The 16,415-nt window shown below is 66.9% G+C and carries 15 protein-coding genes, 1 tRNA gene and 1 pseudogene; 10 read left to right on the top strand and 7 right to left on the bottom strand.

What is annotated here, in order from left to right:
- The first annotated feature begins 288 nt into the window (after positions 1-288).
- On the top strand, positions 289-1,407 hold the full coding sequence (locus tag IEZ21_RS36895; protein WP_189326182.1) for a hypothetical protein: 1,119 nt from the start codon (positions 289-291) through the stop codon (positions 1,405-1,407).
- A gap of 36 nt (positions 1,408-1,443) precedes the next feature.
- On the opposite strand, the gene IEZ21_RS36890 is transcribed toward IEZ21_RS36895, so the two are convergent.
- Positions 1,444-1,662 carry a helix-turn-helix transcriptional regulator gene (locus tag IEZ21_RS36890; RefSeq protein WP_189326181.1) on the bottom strand — a complete coding sequence of 73 codons (219 nt, stop codon included), beginning with the start codon at positions 1,660-1,662 and terminating at the stop codon, positions 1,444-1,446.
- Between the two features lie 304 nt (positions 1,663-1,966).
- On the opposite strand from IEZ21_RS36890, the gene IEZ21_RS36885 reads away from it, so the two are divergent.
- Positions 1,967-3,706, top strand: a complete 1,740-nt coding sequence (locus IEZ21_RS36885; RefSeq protein ID WP_189326180.1) for a site-specific integrase — start codon at positions 1,967-1,969, stop codon at positions 3,704-3,706.
- Between the two features lie 97 nt (positions 3,707-3,803).
- Here the strand turns inward: IEZ21_RS36885 and IEZ21_RS36880 are convergent.
- The 6 genes from IEZ21_RS36880 to IEZ21_RS36855 all read right to left on the bottom strand — a co-directional run bounded on the left by IEZ21_RS36880 (position 3,804) and on the right by IEZ21_RS36855 (position 9,154).
- Positions 3,804-3,876, bottom strand: a tRNA-Arg gene (locus IEZ21_RS36880).
- Between the two features lie 288 nt (positions 3,877-4,164).
- A complete protein-coding gene (locus IEZ21_RS36875; RefSeq protein WP_189326179.1) occupies positions 4,165-4,920 on the bottom strand; it encodes a hypothetical protein in 756 nt (251 codons plus the stop codon).
- 78 nt (positions 4,921-4,998) lie between these two features.
- The gene (gene solA, locus IEZ21_RS36870) at positions 4,999-6,144 is read right to left on the bottom strand and encodes an N-methyl-L-tryptophan oxidase (RefSeq protein ID WP_189326178.1); all 1,146 of its coding nucleotides are present in this window, start codon (positions 6,142-6,144) and stop codon (positions 4,999-5,001) included.
- 19 nt (positions 6,145-6,163) lie between these two features.
- Positions 6,164-7,909, bottom strand: coding sequence for an FAD-dependent oxidoreductase (locus tag IEZ21_RS36865; protein ID WP_189326177.1), 1,746 nt, complete (start codon positions 7,907-7,909; stop codon positions 6,164-6,166).
- Between the two features lie 20 nt (positions 7,910-7,929).
- Positions 7,930-8,415, bottom strand: a complete 486-nt coding sequence (locus IEZ21_RS36860) for a RidA family protein (protein ID WP_189326176.1) — start codon at positions 8,413-8,415, stop codon at positions 7,930-7,932.
- Positions 8,416-8,473: 58 nt separating this feature from the next.
- Complete coding sequence (locus IEZ21_RS36855; RefSeq protein ID WP_033329569.1) at positions 8,474-9,154, bottom strand: haloacid dehalogenase type II; 681 nt, start codon at positions 9,152-9,154, stop codon at positions 8,474-8,476.
- Positions 9,155-9,559: 405 nt separating this feature from the next.
- Between IEZ21_RS36855 and IEZ21_RS36850 the strand changes: the two genes are divergently transcribed.
- The 8 genes and pseudogenes from IEZ21_RS36850 to IEZ21_RS36815 form a co-directional block, all read left to right on the top strand.
- Complete coding sequence (locus IEZ21_RS36850) at positions 9,560-9,709, top strand: hypothetical protein (protein ID WP_157857536.1); 150 nt, start codon at positions 9,560-9,562, stop codon at positions 9,707-9,709.
- A 451-nt stretch (positions 9,710-10,160) separates the two neighbouring features.
- Positions 10,161-10,847 (top strand): GntR family transcriptional regulator, encoded by a 687-nt coding sequence (locus tag IEZ21_RS36845; RefSeq protein WP_189326175.1) that lies wholly within the window; start codon positions 10,161-10,163, stop codon positions 10,845-10,847.
- A gap of 1,035 nt (positions 10,848-11,882) precedes the next feature.
- Positions 11,883-12,092, top strand: a complete 210-nt coding sequence (locus IEZ21_RS48975; protein WP_063742165.1) for a DUF2180 family protein — start codon at positions 11,883-11,885, stop codon at positions 12,090-12,092.
- Positions 12,093-12,945: 853 nt separating this feature from the next.
- Positions 12,946-13,419: a RidA family protein gene (locus tag IEZ21_RS36835; RefSeq protein ID WP_281399650.1), complete on the top strand. Its 474-nt coding sequence runs from the start codon at positions 12,946-12,948 to the stop codon at positions 13,417-13,419.
- Positions 13,420-13,542: 123 nt separating this feature from the next.
- Positions 13,543-14,649, top strand: coding sequence for an alanine racemase (locus IEZ21_RS36830; protein WP_189326173.1), 1,107 nt, complete (start codon positions 13,543-13,545; stop codon positions 14,647-14,649).
- Between the two features lie 75 nt (positions 14,650-14,724).
- Positions 14,725-15,459, top strand: coding sequence for an SDR family NAD(P)-dependent oxidoreductase (locus IEZ21_RS36825; protein ID WP_181661879.1), 735 nt, complete (start codon positions 14,725-14,727; stop codon positions 15,457-15,459).
- 334 nt (positions 15,460-15,793) lie between these two features.
- Positions 15,794-16,000, top strand: coding sequence for a hypothetical protein (locus tag IEZ21_RS36820; protein ID WP_246568516.1), 207 nt, complete (start codon positions 15,794-15,796; stop codon positions 15,998-16,000).
- Between the two features lie 193 nt (positions 16,001-16,193).
- A pseudogene (locus IEZ21_RS36815) lies at positions 16,194-16,415 on the top strand (ABC transporter substrate-binding protein); the annotation flags it as partial.

The following is a 16,415-nucleotide window of genomic DNA, read 5'->3' as shown; positions in this document are numbered from 1 at the left end:
ATGCCAACACGTAGCATTGTCACCCCTACATCTGAGACTCGGTTGTGAACCGAGGTCAGCTGCTGCACGGCGGACTGTACAACGAGACGATCGGTCACTGGAGAGTTCCGGCGCGCTGGCATGTACCGAGCCGCCGCATGGGCCAGGACCTCCCACGTTGCTGGCCGACTTCCTCGCCGCGACCGGGCTGGCCCTCGACCTACTGGAGGTCACCTATTCAACTGAGTGATGTGCAGGAGCCATCCTGATCCCCACAATGATCAGCGCCTACCTGGCCGGAGGGTGCTCATGGGACTGCGCAGTTCCCTGGTGGATGCCGTGTTGGCACGCGCCATCCAGCAGGAGGACAAGCACGATTACCGCCGAGCTCTGCGTAACTACCGCTGGATCGTCAAGCACGGGCGCGGCAACGGCCTCGACGTGCGGGTGGCGGCGACCGGCGGCGTCTACCGCGTGCTGCGGGAAGTGCACCGCCACGCCCCCGCCACGACGGAGACGGACCTGGACGCCGCCCGCACTACCGCGGCGCAGTCGCTCCTGGCGAGGGCCCGCATGTCGCGCGGACATGGCCGCCTCGCCGAGGCCCAGCGTGACTTCCGGGCAGCGATCGACCAACGGGTGTGGAAGCTGTCCGGGGAAGCCGCCCACGAGCTCGCCGAGATGATCGACGACGCCCGCGGGAACCCCCGCGATGACCGCTATCCGACCACGCCGTACGACCAGGACCAGCCCCGCCGGATCCGGCCCCGGACCGTCGGGCCGGATCCGCGAGAGAACCTTCGCGCACTGGGCCATGCGACCGAGTCCGACGCCCTCGCCGCCGCGATCACCTTGTGCCGCACGGCGCTCCAACACCCCAAGGGACTCTTCGATCGCCGGGGGATCTCCGCGCTCCTTGTGCAACTGCTGGACGACTACGGCGACGCTGCCGGGGCGGCAGCCGCTCGCGCGCACCAGGAACTACCACTCAAGCTGGACGCGGCCCTGTCGGAGGTCGAACCCAACTACACCTACTACCGACCACAGGAGTTCGCGCCGTTTCTGATCGCGAGGCTGCGCCCTACCGAGATCGTGGAGCACCTTCAAGCTTCCACTCTGCAACTCCCGCAGCCTCCGGAATCACTCTGGGGCGGCTACCTGATCCTCACGGGCGAACGCCTGCTCTTCCTGGAGGACTTCTTCTATCCGCGCCAGGGGGACCCCGACCGGCCGAATCCGAAGTACGAAATGCTGGCGGTCGAGCGCACGTCCGTCACCGGCAGCACGTTCTCCCAGAACCGGTATGGGAACGCCTTGTGGCACTTCAGGTTCCCCCCGACCGCGGACGGTGAGGCGGCACACCAAGGAGAGCTACGCGTCGACGTCGGCCGCCACGTCGACCTCTGGCGGGCCGCCTTCCCCCGCTGACCCACCTCACGCCAGCGGCCAAGGCAGTCGACGGCATCAGCCCTGGGCAGCCCCCTGGTCTGGGCGTACTCCGAGGGCATCCCACAGCTCCGAAGTCAGCACCCTGCGCTTGCCCTTGCCGTACGGGTGCACCGGCACCGGGAACTCGCCGGACTTGATCAGCTCGTACGTCGTGTTCCTGCTGAAGCCGAACGCCTTGCCCGCCGTCAGGACGTCGACCGTCACCGGCAGGGCGAGGACCTCGTCCCGCGTCATGCGTCCACCGCCGGCGTCGGTGCGTTCTCGGTGGCCGGAACCTTTCGATCTCGCATGGTCAGACTCTCCTGTTCCGCCCCCGCGCCTCCCAGAAAGTGCCGACGGAGTCTAAGTTCTCTCCTGGCGGACGAGCAAGATCTCGCTCGATGGATATGAGAGCTACAGCTTGCATTTGCCACCACATATGTAAATGGCTGCAAGGGCGGGTCGCCTCGTTATCCGTTCACAGAGGCTGCGATCATCTGGAGTGTCTGGCACTGCTATGCACTCAAAGAGATGGAAGACAATCCATCTGTCTCCACATATGATCGCCCTCGCTTGGCAGCTCAGCGGCACACAGGAGGGGAACGTGTTCAAGGGCTCGGTCTACAGGCGCTGCTACTGCAAGGCCCCGGTGACCAACGAGGACGGTTCGCCCGTCCTCGACGCCAAGGGCAGACTGAAGATGCAGGAGCTCGGCTCCGCCTGCCCCGACCTCGGTAAGCGGGACCATGGCAGCTGGTACTACTACGTCGAGTTGCCACCGGGCCCGAAGGGCAAGCGGCGCCGCCCGCGCAAGGGCGGTTTCCTCACGAAGAAGAAGGCCGAGGACGCAGCCCAGGAGATCTGGGACAAGGCCCAGGACGGTATCGATGTCCTCTCGGACGAGACCTTCGAGCAGTTCCTGCTCCGCTGGTTCGCCAAGAGGGTCGACCTCAAGCGGTCCACCTGGAAGACCTATGACGACCACATCCGCCGGGTCTTCATCCCGCACCTCGGGCACATCAAGATGCGGGACCTGCGCACCCGGCACCTCCAGGAGATGTTCGAGCACATTTGGCGCGACAACGAGCAGCACGCCGCCAACGCGGACGCCGCCGAACTCGCCAGAGTGGAATGCGAAGCCGCCCATCGCGCCTGGAAGCAGGCGGCCAAGCCGCGCCCGCCCGAGCTGCGCCAGCGCTGGAACCAAGCGAAGGAGAAGTTACGGGAGGCCCGCAGGAAGCCGCGGTACATCACCGGCCCCGGCGTCCAGCTGAAGATGAAGAACGAGCTCAGCGCCGCGCTCGACTACGCCAAGAACACCGAGAAGCTGATCAGCGACAACTGGGCCCAGTACCTCGTCCTGCCGAAGTACACCCCGCCCAAGCCGCTCGTTTGGACCGACGAGCGCGTCGCCCGTTGGCAGGAGACGGGGGAGAAGCCCGGCCCGGTCATGGTCTGGACGGCCGAGCAGACCGGTTCCTTCCTCGACGCCGTCGCCGAGCACCGGCTCTACCCGATGTTCCACCTCATGGTCTTCCGGGGCACCCGCCGCGGCGAGTCCTGCGGCCTGCCCTGGCGCGAGACCGACATGACCGCCGGAACCGTCCACATCAGCGAGCAGCTCGTGGCCGCCTCCTACGACGTGTGGGAGGACACCCCCAAGAGCGACAGCGGAGCCCGCACCATCCGGCTCGACAGCCAGACCCACCAGCTCCTGAAGTTCTGGCGGCGACGGCAACAGGTCGAGCGCGCGGAGTGGGAGGAGATGCATCGCAAGGAGCCCAAGAAGTACGGGCCTTACGCCGACTCCGGCCGCGTCTTCACCTGGGAGGACGGACGCCCGTACCACCCGGAGTACCTCTCCCAGATCTTCAACAGGCTCGTCCAGAAGCTCGGCCTGCCTCCGATCCGCCTGCACGACCTGCGCCACTGTGCCGCGACGCTGTCCCTCGCCGCTGGCATCCACATGAAGACCATCCAGGTCATGCTCGGGCACTCCTCGTACAAGCTCACCGCCGACACGTACACCAGCGTCCTGCCACAGCTCGAACTCGAGGCCGCTGACGCGCCCGTGGCACTCGTCCCGCGCAAGGCGGCACAGCCGGGGGAGGAGGCCGACGGTGAGCAGCCGCAGGGGCCTCAGGCGGTCCCCGCAGCCGAGGATGCGGCTGCGGCGCCCGAGACCAGCTCCAGTACTTCGCCCAGGCCCCAGGTTCCTGGCAACGCCGCTGCTCAGGACCCCATCCGCCCGCTGGTCCACCCTGTCGACCCCGACGACCCCGCGGAGACAGCTGCGTAGCAGCGTGTCCCCGTTCTGTCCCCGTGGCCACGAAAACACCCCCTCCGGAGATCATTCCGGAGGGGGTGTTCAATTCATATTGCCTGGTCAGACCCTGTGCCCCCGGCAGGATTCGAACCTGCGACACCCGCTTTAGGAGAGCGGTGCTCTATCCCCTGAGCTACGAAGGCGGGGATCTGTCGGAAAACGTGTCTGAAATTAGTGCCCAGATGATGCGGGCGTCAGACGTGCTCCCGGCAGGGTTGTGGCGGCAGAGCTCGCGTGCAGCCGTGCCACCGCCCACAGTGTAGCGGCTGGCGCCGGGGCGGCTGGAGGGCTGGTGATGTTGGCTGCCGGGCGGCAGGTCTGATCCTGCGGTGTACGCGGTTCGGGAGGGGCGTCGGCCCCCATGGGTGGTGGCGTCAGGCTGCGAGGTCGAGCGGCTTGCGGCCCAGGGCGCGGGTGATGGAGTTGTTGACTCAGGCGTAGCCGATGTAGATCAGCAGGCCGGCGTTGGCGCCGTAGGCGGGGACTCGTTCGTGCGGGTAGGCCTGGTCGAAGCGGGAGTGGTTCGACTCGCTGTCCTGCCGGAATCCCAGAAGTCGGCGACCAGCTGGTGTGGCGGGTGGGATTTGCCGCAGATGCTCGGCCCTGTTGAAGCGTGGCTTTTTGGTGGACGGGTCGATTTCGCGGTCCTCGTTGGTTTCGTCCACGCGGATGCGGAATTCGTGATCTCCGCGCGAGCAAGGGATGACGAGGCGGTGATAGAAGCGGCTCTTATTCTGCTTTCGGCGCTCCAGCTCTTCGACGGACAGGGGTGCGTAATATGTCTCGCCGTCCACCGTGAGGTGGCGCTCGCAGACTCGTCCCTCGGCGGCATAGAGATCGTGGCTGCACTTGCCGTTTTTGTAACGATTTTCGTAACGCTGTAGGGGATGAGGTTTAAGCCCGCCATGTTGGCGCGTGAAAACGACAATCCCATCAGCGATCAAAGGGGCTCGATGGACTCCGCGGAGAGCGGTGTCGTACGTGAAAGCGCGGACCCCGGACGCTTTGCTCAGGAGGTGACGGACGAGCCGGACCACGGCGGTGCCTTCGTCGTCCTCATCGGCTACCGCCGACCAACCAACTGACACGACGTTCAATTCCCGTTTCCGGTGCTCCGGATCAGCGTAAAGCTGAGTGTCTTCACGGGTGGACAGTTCAGCAGATGACAGACGGCCGTTGCGGGACATCAAGAGATGAGTCCGCAACGACCGTCAGCCGAATGACGATACCGAGGCTACTGCGCCGAGGTGGCGGTAGTGGGTGGGCTACCTGGTCTTGAACCGGTTCGGACGCACGAAGTCCAGGCCTTCGATGGTCTGTTTGCCGAGCACCTCGTGTGCGGCGATGTGGCCATAGCCGGTGGCCATCTTGAAGCCCTTTCCGGAGAACCCGGTGGCGCAGTAGACCCTGCTGTTCTCGTCCAGCCAGCCGAGGAGGGGATGCCTGTCCTCGGTGAAGAGGTCGGGGAAGGCGTCGGAGCGCACGATGGTGGGGGTCAGACCGGGAAAGAATTCGGTGACGATATCGGTGACCTTCTCGACTTCTTCCCGGGTGAGTTCCCTGGGCACGGAGTCCGGGTCGGGGGTTTCCCTTCCGCGTCCGTCCAGCGGTCCGTCCACCGATGCCTTGACCGTCACGCCGTCGACGGCGGGTGCGCCGTACATGGAGCGATCGCCGTACAGCCGGCTGAAGACGGGGAAGTTCTCCGGCGAGAACTGCGTGCCGTCTTCGGCGATGAACCAGGTCAGGACGATCCGATGGGTTTCCGTGACGGCCTTGAGGTGGTCGGGCATGAGCCTTCGGGACCAGCCGCCCGAGGCGACGATGACCTTCTCGAACGTCCAGGTTCTGTCGCCCGAGGCGACGACCACGCCGTGTTCGGTTTCGGTGATGCTGTCCACGGGCGTGTTCTGAAGGACGGTGGCGCCGTTCGCCTGGGCCGCCGCGATGGCGGCGCTGACGGCGCGGTCGGTGCGCAGAACGCCGGCGTGGGGGTCATAGACGGCGCAGTCGTCGGGGCGGAGGTTGTGCTGGGGGTAGCGTTCGGCCATGTCCTCCCGGCTGAGGACGCTGTGCTCGGCTCCGGTGACGCGCGTGGCCTCGAGGAGGCTGGTGATGTAGCTGCCGTTCGCGGTCCCGATGGACAGACCCCCGGTAGTGGTGAGGATGTCCTGCCCGGTTTCCGCTTCGAGCTCGGCCCACAGGCCGCGGGAGCGTTCGATGATGGGGTAGTAGTCGGGCCTGCCGAGGTAGATCATGCGGAACAGGCGGGTGTCTCCGCCCACGGCACTGCGGCCGTGGGCGGGGGTGGCGGCCTCGAAGCCCACTACCGAGTCGGTCAGCCGGGAGGCCTGCCACAGGGCCATGCTTCCGATGCTGCCCAGGCCGATGACTGCGAGTTGTGCATCCATGAGAGCGGTTCCTTTTCGTTTACTCGTGAAGTCCGGCGAGTCTGCTGCCGAATCTGGCCAGCAGCGAGGTCGTGCTGGAACCCCTGCGCTCTTCCCACCGGTCGGCAATGCCGAAGAGCCGGTACATGGCGTGAACACCCAGCCAGCGGATGGGTTCTGGTTCCCACTTCCGTGCCCGGTAGCCGACCCAGGGAAGGGTGGTCCGTTCGGTTTCCTGCTCGAAGGCGAGCTCCACGAGAGTCCTGCCGCCGACATAGGCCGACGTGACACCGTGTCCCGCGTAGCCGGTGGACGACCCGATCCCGGCCGCCGGGTCCCAGTGCACGCCGCCGTTCCAGTCCCGCGTGACGCCCAGGACTCCCGACCAGGCGTGGTCCACCTCGAAAGGCAGGCCCGGGAAGAAGGAACTGAGCTTCTGCGAGATCAGGTCGATGGTGGACTGGGCGGTCGCACCGGCTCCCCCTGTGCCGGACCCGAAGCGGTAGGGGACACCGCGACCCCCCATGGCGATACGGCCGTCCGACGTCCGTTGGGCGTAGATGAACGTGTGCGCGGAGTCGTTGAGGCACTGGGGCCCGTCCCAGCCGATCTGCTGCCACGCCTCCTCCGGCAGGGGCTTGGTCACGATCATTGAGGAATTGACCGGGATCAGGGTCCGGCGGCCGAGCAGCTGTCCCGAATAGCCTTCGGTACAGATGAACGTCCTGGCAGCGGTGACGCGTCCGTCGGCCAAGGTGAGGGTCTTGCCCTCGACACTGTCCACTCGGCTGCCCTCGTAGATCCTGACCCCCATGGAGGTCAGGGTGTCGGCGAGGCCGTAGACGAGTTTCGCGGGGTGGAAGCGCGCGCAGTGCTTGTAGAAGAGCCCGCCGTGGACGGTGGAGATGTTGATCTGGGACTGGAACTCGTCCCGGTCGAGCATGTGGACTTCGTCGTCGGTCAGCCCGTACTTCAGGTCGGCATCACGTCTGGTGACAAGCCGGCCCAGCCCCGCCTCCGTGTGGGCGGCGACGAGCGCGCCCCCCTTGTGCTGATCCGCATCGATGCCCTCGGCCCGGAGGATGTCCAGGACCGCGTCGACGCCGGCGACGAACTCCTGCTGCAGCGCCCGGCTCGCCTCCAGCCCTCCCCCGGCGCGGGCGAAGGTGGCACGGTTTCCCGGAGGCATTGCCGAGAGCCAGCCGCCGTTGCGTCCTGATGCGCCGTAGCCCACCTGTTCGGCCTCGAAGACGGCGACCGAGAGAGACGGTTCGAGCTTCTTGGCGAAGTACGCCGCCCACAGGCCGGTGTAGCCGCCGCCGACAATGGCCACGTCGACGGAGTCCTGGCCGGTGAAGCGGGGGAACGAGGGCCTCTTGTCGGCCAGTTGGGCCACCCAGAAGCCGAGCTCTCCGTTTCGGGGTGGTGCCGCAAGGGCGTTCATGGTGTGTCCTTCATCTGTCTCTGCGAATCGCGTGGGCCGCTGCTGGAAGGCGGTGTGGCCGCCGTCGGCGGGGTGCGTTGCCCCGGTGATGTACGAGGACTCCGACGACGCGAGGAACAGGACGGCGTCGGCGATCTCCTCGGGAGTGGCGAGGCGCTGGAGCGGGATCTGCCCCTCACGCTCACGGCGGGTGGCCTCTGGGTCGTACCTGCGCCGGAAGGACGCCTCGATGACTCGGCCGACGCTGTCTTGCATCGCGTCGGCCAGCAGGATCTGCACCGGGGTGTCGATCGTGCTGGCCGAGGGCGTCGCGTGCGTCTTGAAGCCGGGCCACCGCCGCACTGCTCATGATTGGCCCGCCGCTACACAGCGGTGCAGATGACCTGGATCTCGACAGGGGTGTTGAGCGGCAGCCCGGCGACACCGATCGCGGTGCGGGCGTGGCGTCCGTTCTCGCCCAGTACCTCGATGAGCAGTTCACTGGCCGCGTTGGCGACCTGCGACTGCTCACCGAAGTCCGGCGTGCTGGCCACGAAGACCAGCATCTGCACGATCCGGACCCGGTCCAGGTCGCCCACCGCCTGCACGGCGGCAGCGAGGCAGTTGAGCGCGGCATGGCGCGCGAGTGACCGCGCTGTCTCCAGCTCCACGTCCCGGCCGACAACGCCCCTCCCCAGCAGCTCGCCGTCCTTGAACGGGAGTTGGCCGGAGAGGTGGATGGTGGAGCCCACCGTCCGGTGGGGCACCAGGTACGTGGTGCCGGCGAGGACGGGTAGCTTCAGTCCCAGGGCCTGGAGCCTTTCTGAAGCCGAGTCACCCTTGACGGTTTGAGGCAGGGGCTGACTCACACCGCCATCGCCTTGCTGTGGATCATTTCCTCAGTTCTCCGCTCGGGTGTCAGGGGCATCAGGGGCGCGGCAGGCCGAAGAGGACCGGGAGGTCGGCGATGTCGGTGATCCGCTCGTAGCCGAGCCAGTGCTCGTCGTGCTCCCAGCCGCGGTCCATGTACACCTTGTTCTTGATGCCCATGATGGCCGCGGAGCGGTGGTCGTACATGGGGCTCGCGGAGACGTGCACGAGCTCGTCGGGTGTCACGCCGAGCTTGTCAAACGTGTACTCGAAGGCGCGGAGTCGCGGCTTGTAGACGCCCATCTCCTCGGCGCTGATGACGTCTGCGAACGGGGCCTTGAGGTTCTCCGCGAGGCGCACGGCGTGCGCGGTGTCGCTGTTGGTGATGATGACCAGCGGGACCGCCTCGGCCAGGCGGTTCAGCGCCTCGGTTACACCGGGGTACGGGCCCCAGGTGGGGATGGTCTCGTACACCTCGCGCGCTTCGTCCTCGCGGTACTCGAGACCGACGCTGCGCGAGGCGCGTTCCATGGAACGCGCGACGACCTGGTGGAACGGCTGGTACGCGCCCGTGCACTCGTCGATCCGGTACGCCTTGCAGATCCGCAGGTACTCATCGGCGACCTCGGCCGGCAGTCGGTCGCCCAGGACCTCACGCATCGTGTCGTTGATGCTGAACTTGATCAGCGTTCCGTTCATGTCGAACGTCACGAACTTGGGCTTGACGTCGAATCCCACTGGTCCTCCTAGTGTTTCAGTGGAGCAGTCTGGCGCTCTGGTCGATTGTCGACCATCGTTTGGTCGATTGTCGACCAATTGTGTCTCGACTGTCAATAGCGTCAGAGGGATGCCTCGGACAGGCCCGGCGCTGATCCACTTCCGTATGAATGAGGTGATCCGCCGGGTCGGGCGCAATCGGCTCTCGGCCGAGGTCGCCTCCGAGTTCGTGCGGACCGGCAACCAGTACCGGATCGACGAGCGCCTCGGCAAGTGCGAGCCGTTCCACCAGGTCGTGGTCCCCACTCGCTGGAACGGACCATGCGCAGGTTCGGCGTGGAGTAACCGGAGAGCGACGGCCGGCGGTGTACGAGGAGATTCCCACGTGGGGCGCGTACCCCGGTGTCGGCGTAGGTGCTGAGGCGCTTGGCCGAGGAGTACCCGCTGGTGATCGTGACGAACGCCGACGACGCCCATGCGATCGCCGACATCGCCGACCTCCCCGTCACGTTGTCCAGGACTCGGGGACCACGGCTTGGAGTGACACCCGACCCAGAGAAGAAGGCGATCCCGTGACCCACCAGGACAGGGTGTACGAGCGCCGGGTGTTGCTCATCGAGCAGGCCGCGAGCATCGGCAACGTCAACGGCCAGCCAGATGCTCGGCTTCTCACGTAAAACCTGGTACCGACTGGACGAAGAAGGCCGAAGAGTCGGCGTCCGGAGACGCGAAGGTGCTGCGTCGTGCGTCCTGGGCCGCCGAGCCGCGGACCGCCGCGCTCCCCTTGGTCGGCTGCATCCCGCTGCAGGTCCACAAGCACTCGCGTCGCCGGACCGGCATCGGCCTGACAACCAAACGGCACCACCCGAGACACCGACCTGTTACCGCGACCCGTGAGCCGGATGGGGCACCGCTGTGAATTCAGTGAGCTCCGTGCCAGATAACCAACTTGAGGTGTGGATGCACCAGCAGAGGTATAGTCGACAAACGACCAAATGGTCGACAAGTGTCGAGGGAGGGCAACGGGGTGGACCACAAGTTCGAGTGGCAGGAGCAGCGGACGACGACGCCGGACGGCGTCTACCGCACACTGCGTGCCGCCATCCTCGATGGGACCGTACCTCCTGGTGGCCAGCTGCGCGAGGCGCACATCGCCGGGGATCTCGGGATCAGCCGGTCCCCGCTGCGCGAGGCGCTGACCAAGCTGGAGGAGGAAGGGCTCGTCGTCAAGATCCCCTACCGTGGGGCGTTCGTCGTAGAGGTGAGCGCTCGTGAGGTCGCCGAGATCGACTCGGTCCGGCTACGTGTCGAGCCGTACGCCGCCGAGCTCTCGGCCGAAGCACTGCGCGGTCCTGAGCGGCCCCAGTTGCTGCAAACCGTCGAGGATCTCCGCCGGGCAATGGAGAAGGACGACATCCCGGCCAGCATCGACGCGCACCTCCGCTTCCACAGGCTCTTCTACGATCTCTCGGGGCACGGCGTCCTGCAGAGTCTCTGGAACGGCTGGGAGACCAAGCTGCGCCTCCACCTCAGCGTCGATCACCGCACTTACAGCGACGACCCGCATCAATTGGTCGTCGAGCACGAGAGGTTGGCCGCGGTTGCCCTGGAAGGCGACACCGACGCGTTCCGCCAGGAACTGGCTGCCCATTTCCCCATGGGGCTGGGGGTCCAGACGGGAGATCCAGGGGAACGCGCGCCCCGGCATGCATGAGGCCATGCCGGCGTGCGTGAAGTGTCCAAGCCCGCTCGCCACTGTGACGTTGCAGACCTGCCGAAAAGTCAAGGATCAAGCTCGCACTGTCAACGCGATCTTGTAGCGGATCTTGAGTGCCGGTTGCCGGCCGTCGGCACGGTGGGCGGGTAGGGGGCGACGTGGGCGTTTACGGCTGCGCGGTTAGCTGCGCGGGCGGGTCCGTTCCAGGAACCGGTCTGCACAGCGCCGGCTGGTGACGACGTCGCGCCGGGGCCCCTCCATCGATTCAATCTCCCACCCGCGCGCGTATCCAGACCGCCGTCTCCCGTGCAGGAAAGGCAACCTCATTCAGCGGGGTGGACGCGAAGCGATACAACTCGGTGCGGCTGGTGCCATCCAGGCAGGTCACCGCCATCACCGGTTCTGCCCCTGGCTTCGGCCCCCTGGGCGAAGCGCCGGTATGCGGTAGGCCAGGCCGGCCAGAACCCGGAGGCAACTGCCCGCCATGGGCAGCCAGGCGAGGCCATGAAGGTGCCCGCTCCCTGGATCTTGCGGTCCCGGCCCGCCGTCGGCCACTGCCCTGAGGACGCCTCACCTCCCTCGGCGGACACCAGAACTGTCTTGCACCGCTCACGAACTCATAGGCCATGTGAGGCGAGGTCTGAGTGGCGCGTCCTGCTTGAGGGTTCGGGGTCGTTGGCGGCGGCTTTGATGCCGGCGCAGCCGGGCTCTCGGTAGGCCGGGAACGCCTCGCGGCACTGCTCCAGGGTCTCGCCGAGTCGCCTGTTCTCGGGGATCGGCCGGCGACTCGTCGGCCCTCAACGCTCCTGGCGGACGGGTCGGAGTTGCACCCCGGCGGCGCCGTCCGCACCGTGCCGGCGTTTGCTTCGCTGCATCGCCACCGGCCATACGATCACGATCGAGTCTTAGCCTTGACAAAGTCTAAACTGGAGCCTACTTTTCAAGCTCCTTGAGTAGGTGTGCGTGGCCTGGGTGGTTTTGTTCGTGCTGGTTGGCCGCCACATCCGGCCCCTGCTGAAATCGGAGTTGGACATGAGGTGCTACGACTGCCTCCAGGAGGCGCGCAGCGACACCACCGGCATCGGTGTGTGCTCGCGCTGCGGCTTGGCCACCTGCGAGAACCACGCCCGCGTACGTCAGGTACAGGTCACCCGCCAGGTCGGCATGGGCGCTGCGTCCGGCCGTATCCCGGCACGCAGGGTGGTATGCCACACCTGCGATATGGCCGAGACGGCGAACTGACCGCATGGTGCGCATGTCGCACCCGCATCACCGGTCGCCGAATGCGCGCTGTCCGTCCGAGCATGCGTTCTTGGCCTGCCCGGACGCCGCCCCTGATCACTGCCGCAGCGTCCGGGCCTCAGCCGTGGCCACGGCTGGGCGCGCCATGCAGGAGGCGCGACCGCGGACGACGAGATGTCGTAGGGGCCGTACTTGCCTATCGGCAGGAACGGCGCGATCAACCTCCGCTGTTCGTCGGTGAGTTGCCTCCGCGTCACGGTCGTCTTCCTGCCGGATCCGCCTGAAGGCCGGCGGCGTTCTTCTGGCCGTGAACGGGTCCAGTGTCGCCACGCGACGCCGTTGCCGAGCTCGTCACCACGGGCTTGCAGCCAGTCGCTGTAGGCCTTGCCGGAACAACCGGGCAGCAGGCCAAGCCGCTCTTGTGGCATGGGGATCTCGTCGGGCGTGAGGTCGACCATCCGTGTCAACCGCTCGAGAATCCCGCCGCTGTCAGCGATCGTCATGCGAACAGGTGTGCTACACATGCTCGTCCATGCCGAACCGGATGAGACCGGTGAGCCAGGTCGCGGCGTCGACTGTCGCTTCCAGCAGCGGCGGGTCCAGCCGCACGTGGTGTTCCGAGGTCGCATTCGAGGCTGAAGTTTGTATTGACAGTACTCGACGGGCACCCATATGGTCGACAAACGACAATCGGGTGGCGGCTTTAAGACACCATACGGCGTTATGTCGCCACTGTTGCTCGAGAGGAGAACCGAGTACAGATGATCAAGATTCATGCGAAGCGGGTTCTCATGGCCACCTGCAAGGGTTCGTGCCCTGTGCCGTCCGCGGCAGTGGCGCAGTGAGCCGCCCCGTGACTTCGGCAGCGGACACCGGCTCGGCTTCCGATCGGCTCCAGGTCTTGGGTATGGCCCTTCCCGAGCTCCGTGACAATCCGTACTACGTGCACCACCGGAGTGTGGGCTCCAGCATCTACATCTCAGGCCAACTGCCTTACGAGAACGGCGAGCTGCTGGGTCAGGGTGTTGTCGGCAGGGAGGTCGAGCTGGAGACGGCGCGGGAGCTCGCGCGCCATGCCGCGCTCAACGCGCTCGCCGCCGCTGTGCAGGCGGTGGGCGACCTGGACCGGGTCCGGATCGTGCAGATGCTGGTCTTCGTGGCCAGCACGCCGGACTTCGGTGAGCAGTCGACCGTCGCCAACGCGGCCAGTGAACTGCTCATCGAGGTACTGGGCGAGAACGGACGGCACGCCCGCACCGCGATCGGTGTCGCCGGGCTGCCGCTCAACACCCCGGTCGAGATCCAGATGGTCTGCACCGCGGTGTAGGGCGGACACCACGGCGGTGTACGCAAGTGCGCGCGATATCGCGGGCCGCGCGCGTTCGGCATCCAGGGGGAGTCAGCACCCGCGCCCCTCGATCATTCCAGGCAGAACCACAAGGAGGGCAGCGTGAACCGGCTGCAACGAGCACTCGACGCTCTGGTCGAGCGGATCGACACCCCCGCGCCGATCGTGCTGGTCGACGTCATGCAAGCCAACATCGACCGCGTACAGAGCTTCGCCGACCAGCGCAACCTCAAGGTCAGACCGCACATCAAGACGCACAAGTGCGTGGAGATCGGGCGACGCCAGATCGAGGCCGGCGCGGTCGGAATCACCGCGGGAAACGTCGGCGAGGCCGAAGTCTTCGCCGCGGCCGGGTTCGACGACATCTTCCTCGCCTACCCGATCTGGCCCGCGGGAACGAAACGAGCCCGGATCCGCCGGCTCGCCGAGTCGACCCGGCTGCGGGTCGGCGTCGACAACGTCGCGGCCATCGAGGCCCTCGCCGACGCGATGGGAGACGAACCGGACCGGCTGCAGGTCGTGATCGAGGTCGACTGCGGCGCCCGTCGTTCCGGGGCGCCGCCCGAGGCTGCGGGCGATCTCGCGCTCGCCGCCCGCAAGCGCGGCCTGGTGCCGGCAGGGGTCTTCACCTATCCAGGTCACGGCGGCGCCGGCCGGGACGCTCGCCGGCGCGCCGCGCAGGACCAGGAAGCCGCGCTCACCACCGCGGTACGCAGCCTCGCCGGTGTCGGGGTCACCGCTGAGGTGGTCAGCGCCGGCTCCACTCCCACCCTCGAGTTCTCCACCAGCGGCGTGATCACTGAGATCCGTCCCGGAGAGTACGTCTTCGGCGATCTGAACAACGTCCGGCTGGGCTCCTGCACGGAGGACCAGATCGCGCTGTTCGTCGCCGGCACCGTGGTCAGCGACTGGGTCCCCGGCCAGGTCATCGTCGATGTGGGCAACAAGGCCCTCAGCAAAGAAGGCAGCCCCGAGATCGGCTACGGCGGCATCGCCGGCACGAAGGCGGTCCTGTCCAAGGTCAACGAGTACCACGGATTCCTTCCGCTGCCGGACGGCGAGTTCCGCCCCAGCGTCGGCACCGTCGTACCGGTGGTGCCCAACCACGTATGCCCCGTCGTCCTCGGTTTCGAGGAACTGATCGTCACCGACAGCACGGGCACGTCGCTGCAGCGCTGGCCGGTCGACGCCCGCGGATTCCTCAACTGACCGGCCCCAGGGACAAGACCCCGTGGCCGAGCCCCCAACCCGACGACCGATCTCCCCCGTAAAGGAGTGCCTGACATGAGACTCAAGAACGTCACGGCCCTGGTGACAGGCGCCAGCAGTGGCATCGGGCAGGCGGTGAGTTCCCACTTCCGCCGCGAGGGCGCGCGGCTGCTGCTCACCGGCCGCAAGGAGCGACTCGACAGCGCTCAGCCCGACGACCTGTACGTTCCCGGAGACCTCAACGACGAGGCGTTCGTCGAGAGCCTGGCCAAGCAGGCCGCCGAGTCCCTCGGCACCGTCGACGTCGTCGTCCTCAACCACGGCCTGCAGGCCGTCAGTCCGCTCACCGAGATGGCCTGCGACGATGCGAAGAACGTGCTCGAGAGCAACCTGCTCAGCGCGTTCCTGGTGATGAAGCACTTCGCGCCTTTGATGCCCGAGACTGGTGGCTCGTTCGTCTGCGTCAGTTCACGGCTGGGCATGGTCGGCATGTCCGGGCAGGTGCTGTATTCCGCCGCCAAGGGGGGCCTCATCATGCTCGCCAAGGGCGCGGCCATCGAATGGGCCCCGCGCAACATCCGTGTCAACGTCGTCGCTCCGGGCCTGACCGCCACCCCGATTATCGAAGCGGCGTTCCAGCGCAGGCCCGACCCCGAGGGCTACCGCCGCGAGCGCGAGAGCCAGATCCCGCTCCAACGCCTGGCCACCCCTGAAGAGGTCGCTGACGCGGTGCTCTTCTTCGCCTCGTCGGAGTCGTCGTACGTGACCGGATCGGTCCTGACCGTCGACGGCGGGTACACCGCTTTCTGAACACCCCTGCTGGGCATCCCCACCAGCAATGGGCTGAACGACCTGCTCTCCGTCTCGCCTTCTGCCTCGGGCGACCGCCGATTGCGGCATGAACGATCGAACACGCGTCGAGCGCGTACCCCATTCGCCGCACTCGAACGGTGCCACCCACAGTGCGCCCGTGCCGACAACCGCATCCGAGCCACCCGGCCACCCCGGCACCAGCCGCGACGCGTCGCCGGCCTCCGCACATCGGGAACGGGCCACGCCCACGAGTGCGTGCCAGACGCCGCTCGGCAACGGCTCATCGACCGTGGCCGCGGCTACCAACTTCTCAAGCTCAAAAAGGAAAGGCGTGGCGCTCCTGAAGGTCATCGACACCAATCCCTCCTTCGCGCCGCGAGAGTCCGGCCCGCTCCCGGAACGCCTGATTTCCGGCAACCCCGCCTTCAAGACCTGGGCCCAGGACGTCGCCCGTGGGGAGTCGATCCATACGGGCACTCCGCTGGCCACCGCCTGTCACGGCTCCAGCTTCCCCATCGCTACTCACCCGGTCCTCTAGTCGGCGTCGCTCCGACGACAAGGTCGTCGAGGACTTCGATCCACGGCGAACACGCGCCCAAAGCGGCGATCGGCAACGCAAGCGGGCGATGCTCTGTCCGCGTTCGCCGCCCTGCACCATCCCACCCCCCCCGCACCCGCGAGGTAAAGCCCCGCACAGCTGGTCCACGCGTCCCCAGATGAGGAGTATTGCCATGAGTGATGCCCAGATCGGTCGTAGAGCGCTCCTGCGCGGAGCAGGCGGCCTCGCCGCCCTCGCCGCTCTTCCCTCCCTCGCCGCCTGCGGCACCGGCACCAGCCGTGTGTCGTCCGGTGGGGGCAAGGGCGGCGGCAAGACGGTGGTCGTCCGTGACAGCGGCGGTTCCTTCGGCGCGGCCCTGCAGAAGGCGATCTACACGCCGTTCACGCAGGAGACC

Origin of the sequence: Streptomyces flaveus (assembly GCF_014647675.1) — a bacterium.
Lineage (GTDB): Bacteria > Actinomycetota > Actinomycetes > Streptomycetales > Streptomycetaceae > Streptomyces > Streptomyces flaveus.
The sequence above is the reverse complement of the archived record's forward strand: the minus strand, read 5'-3'. Positions and strand labels throughout refer to the sequence as shown.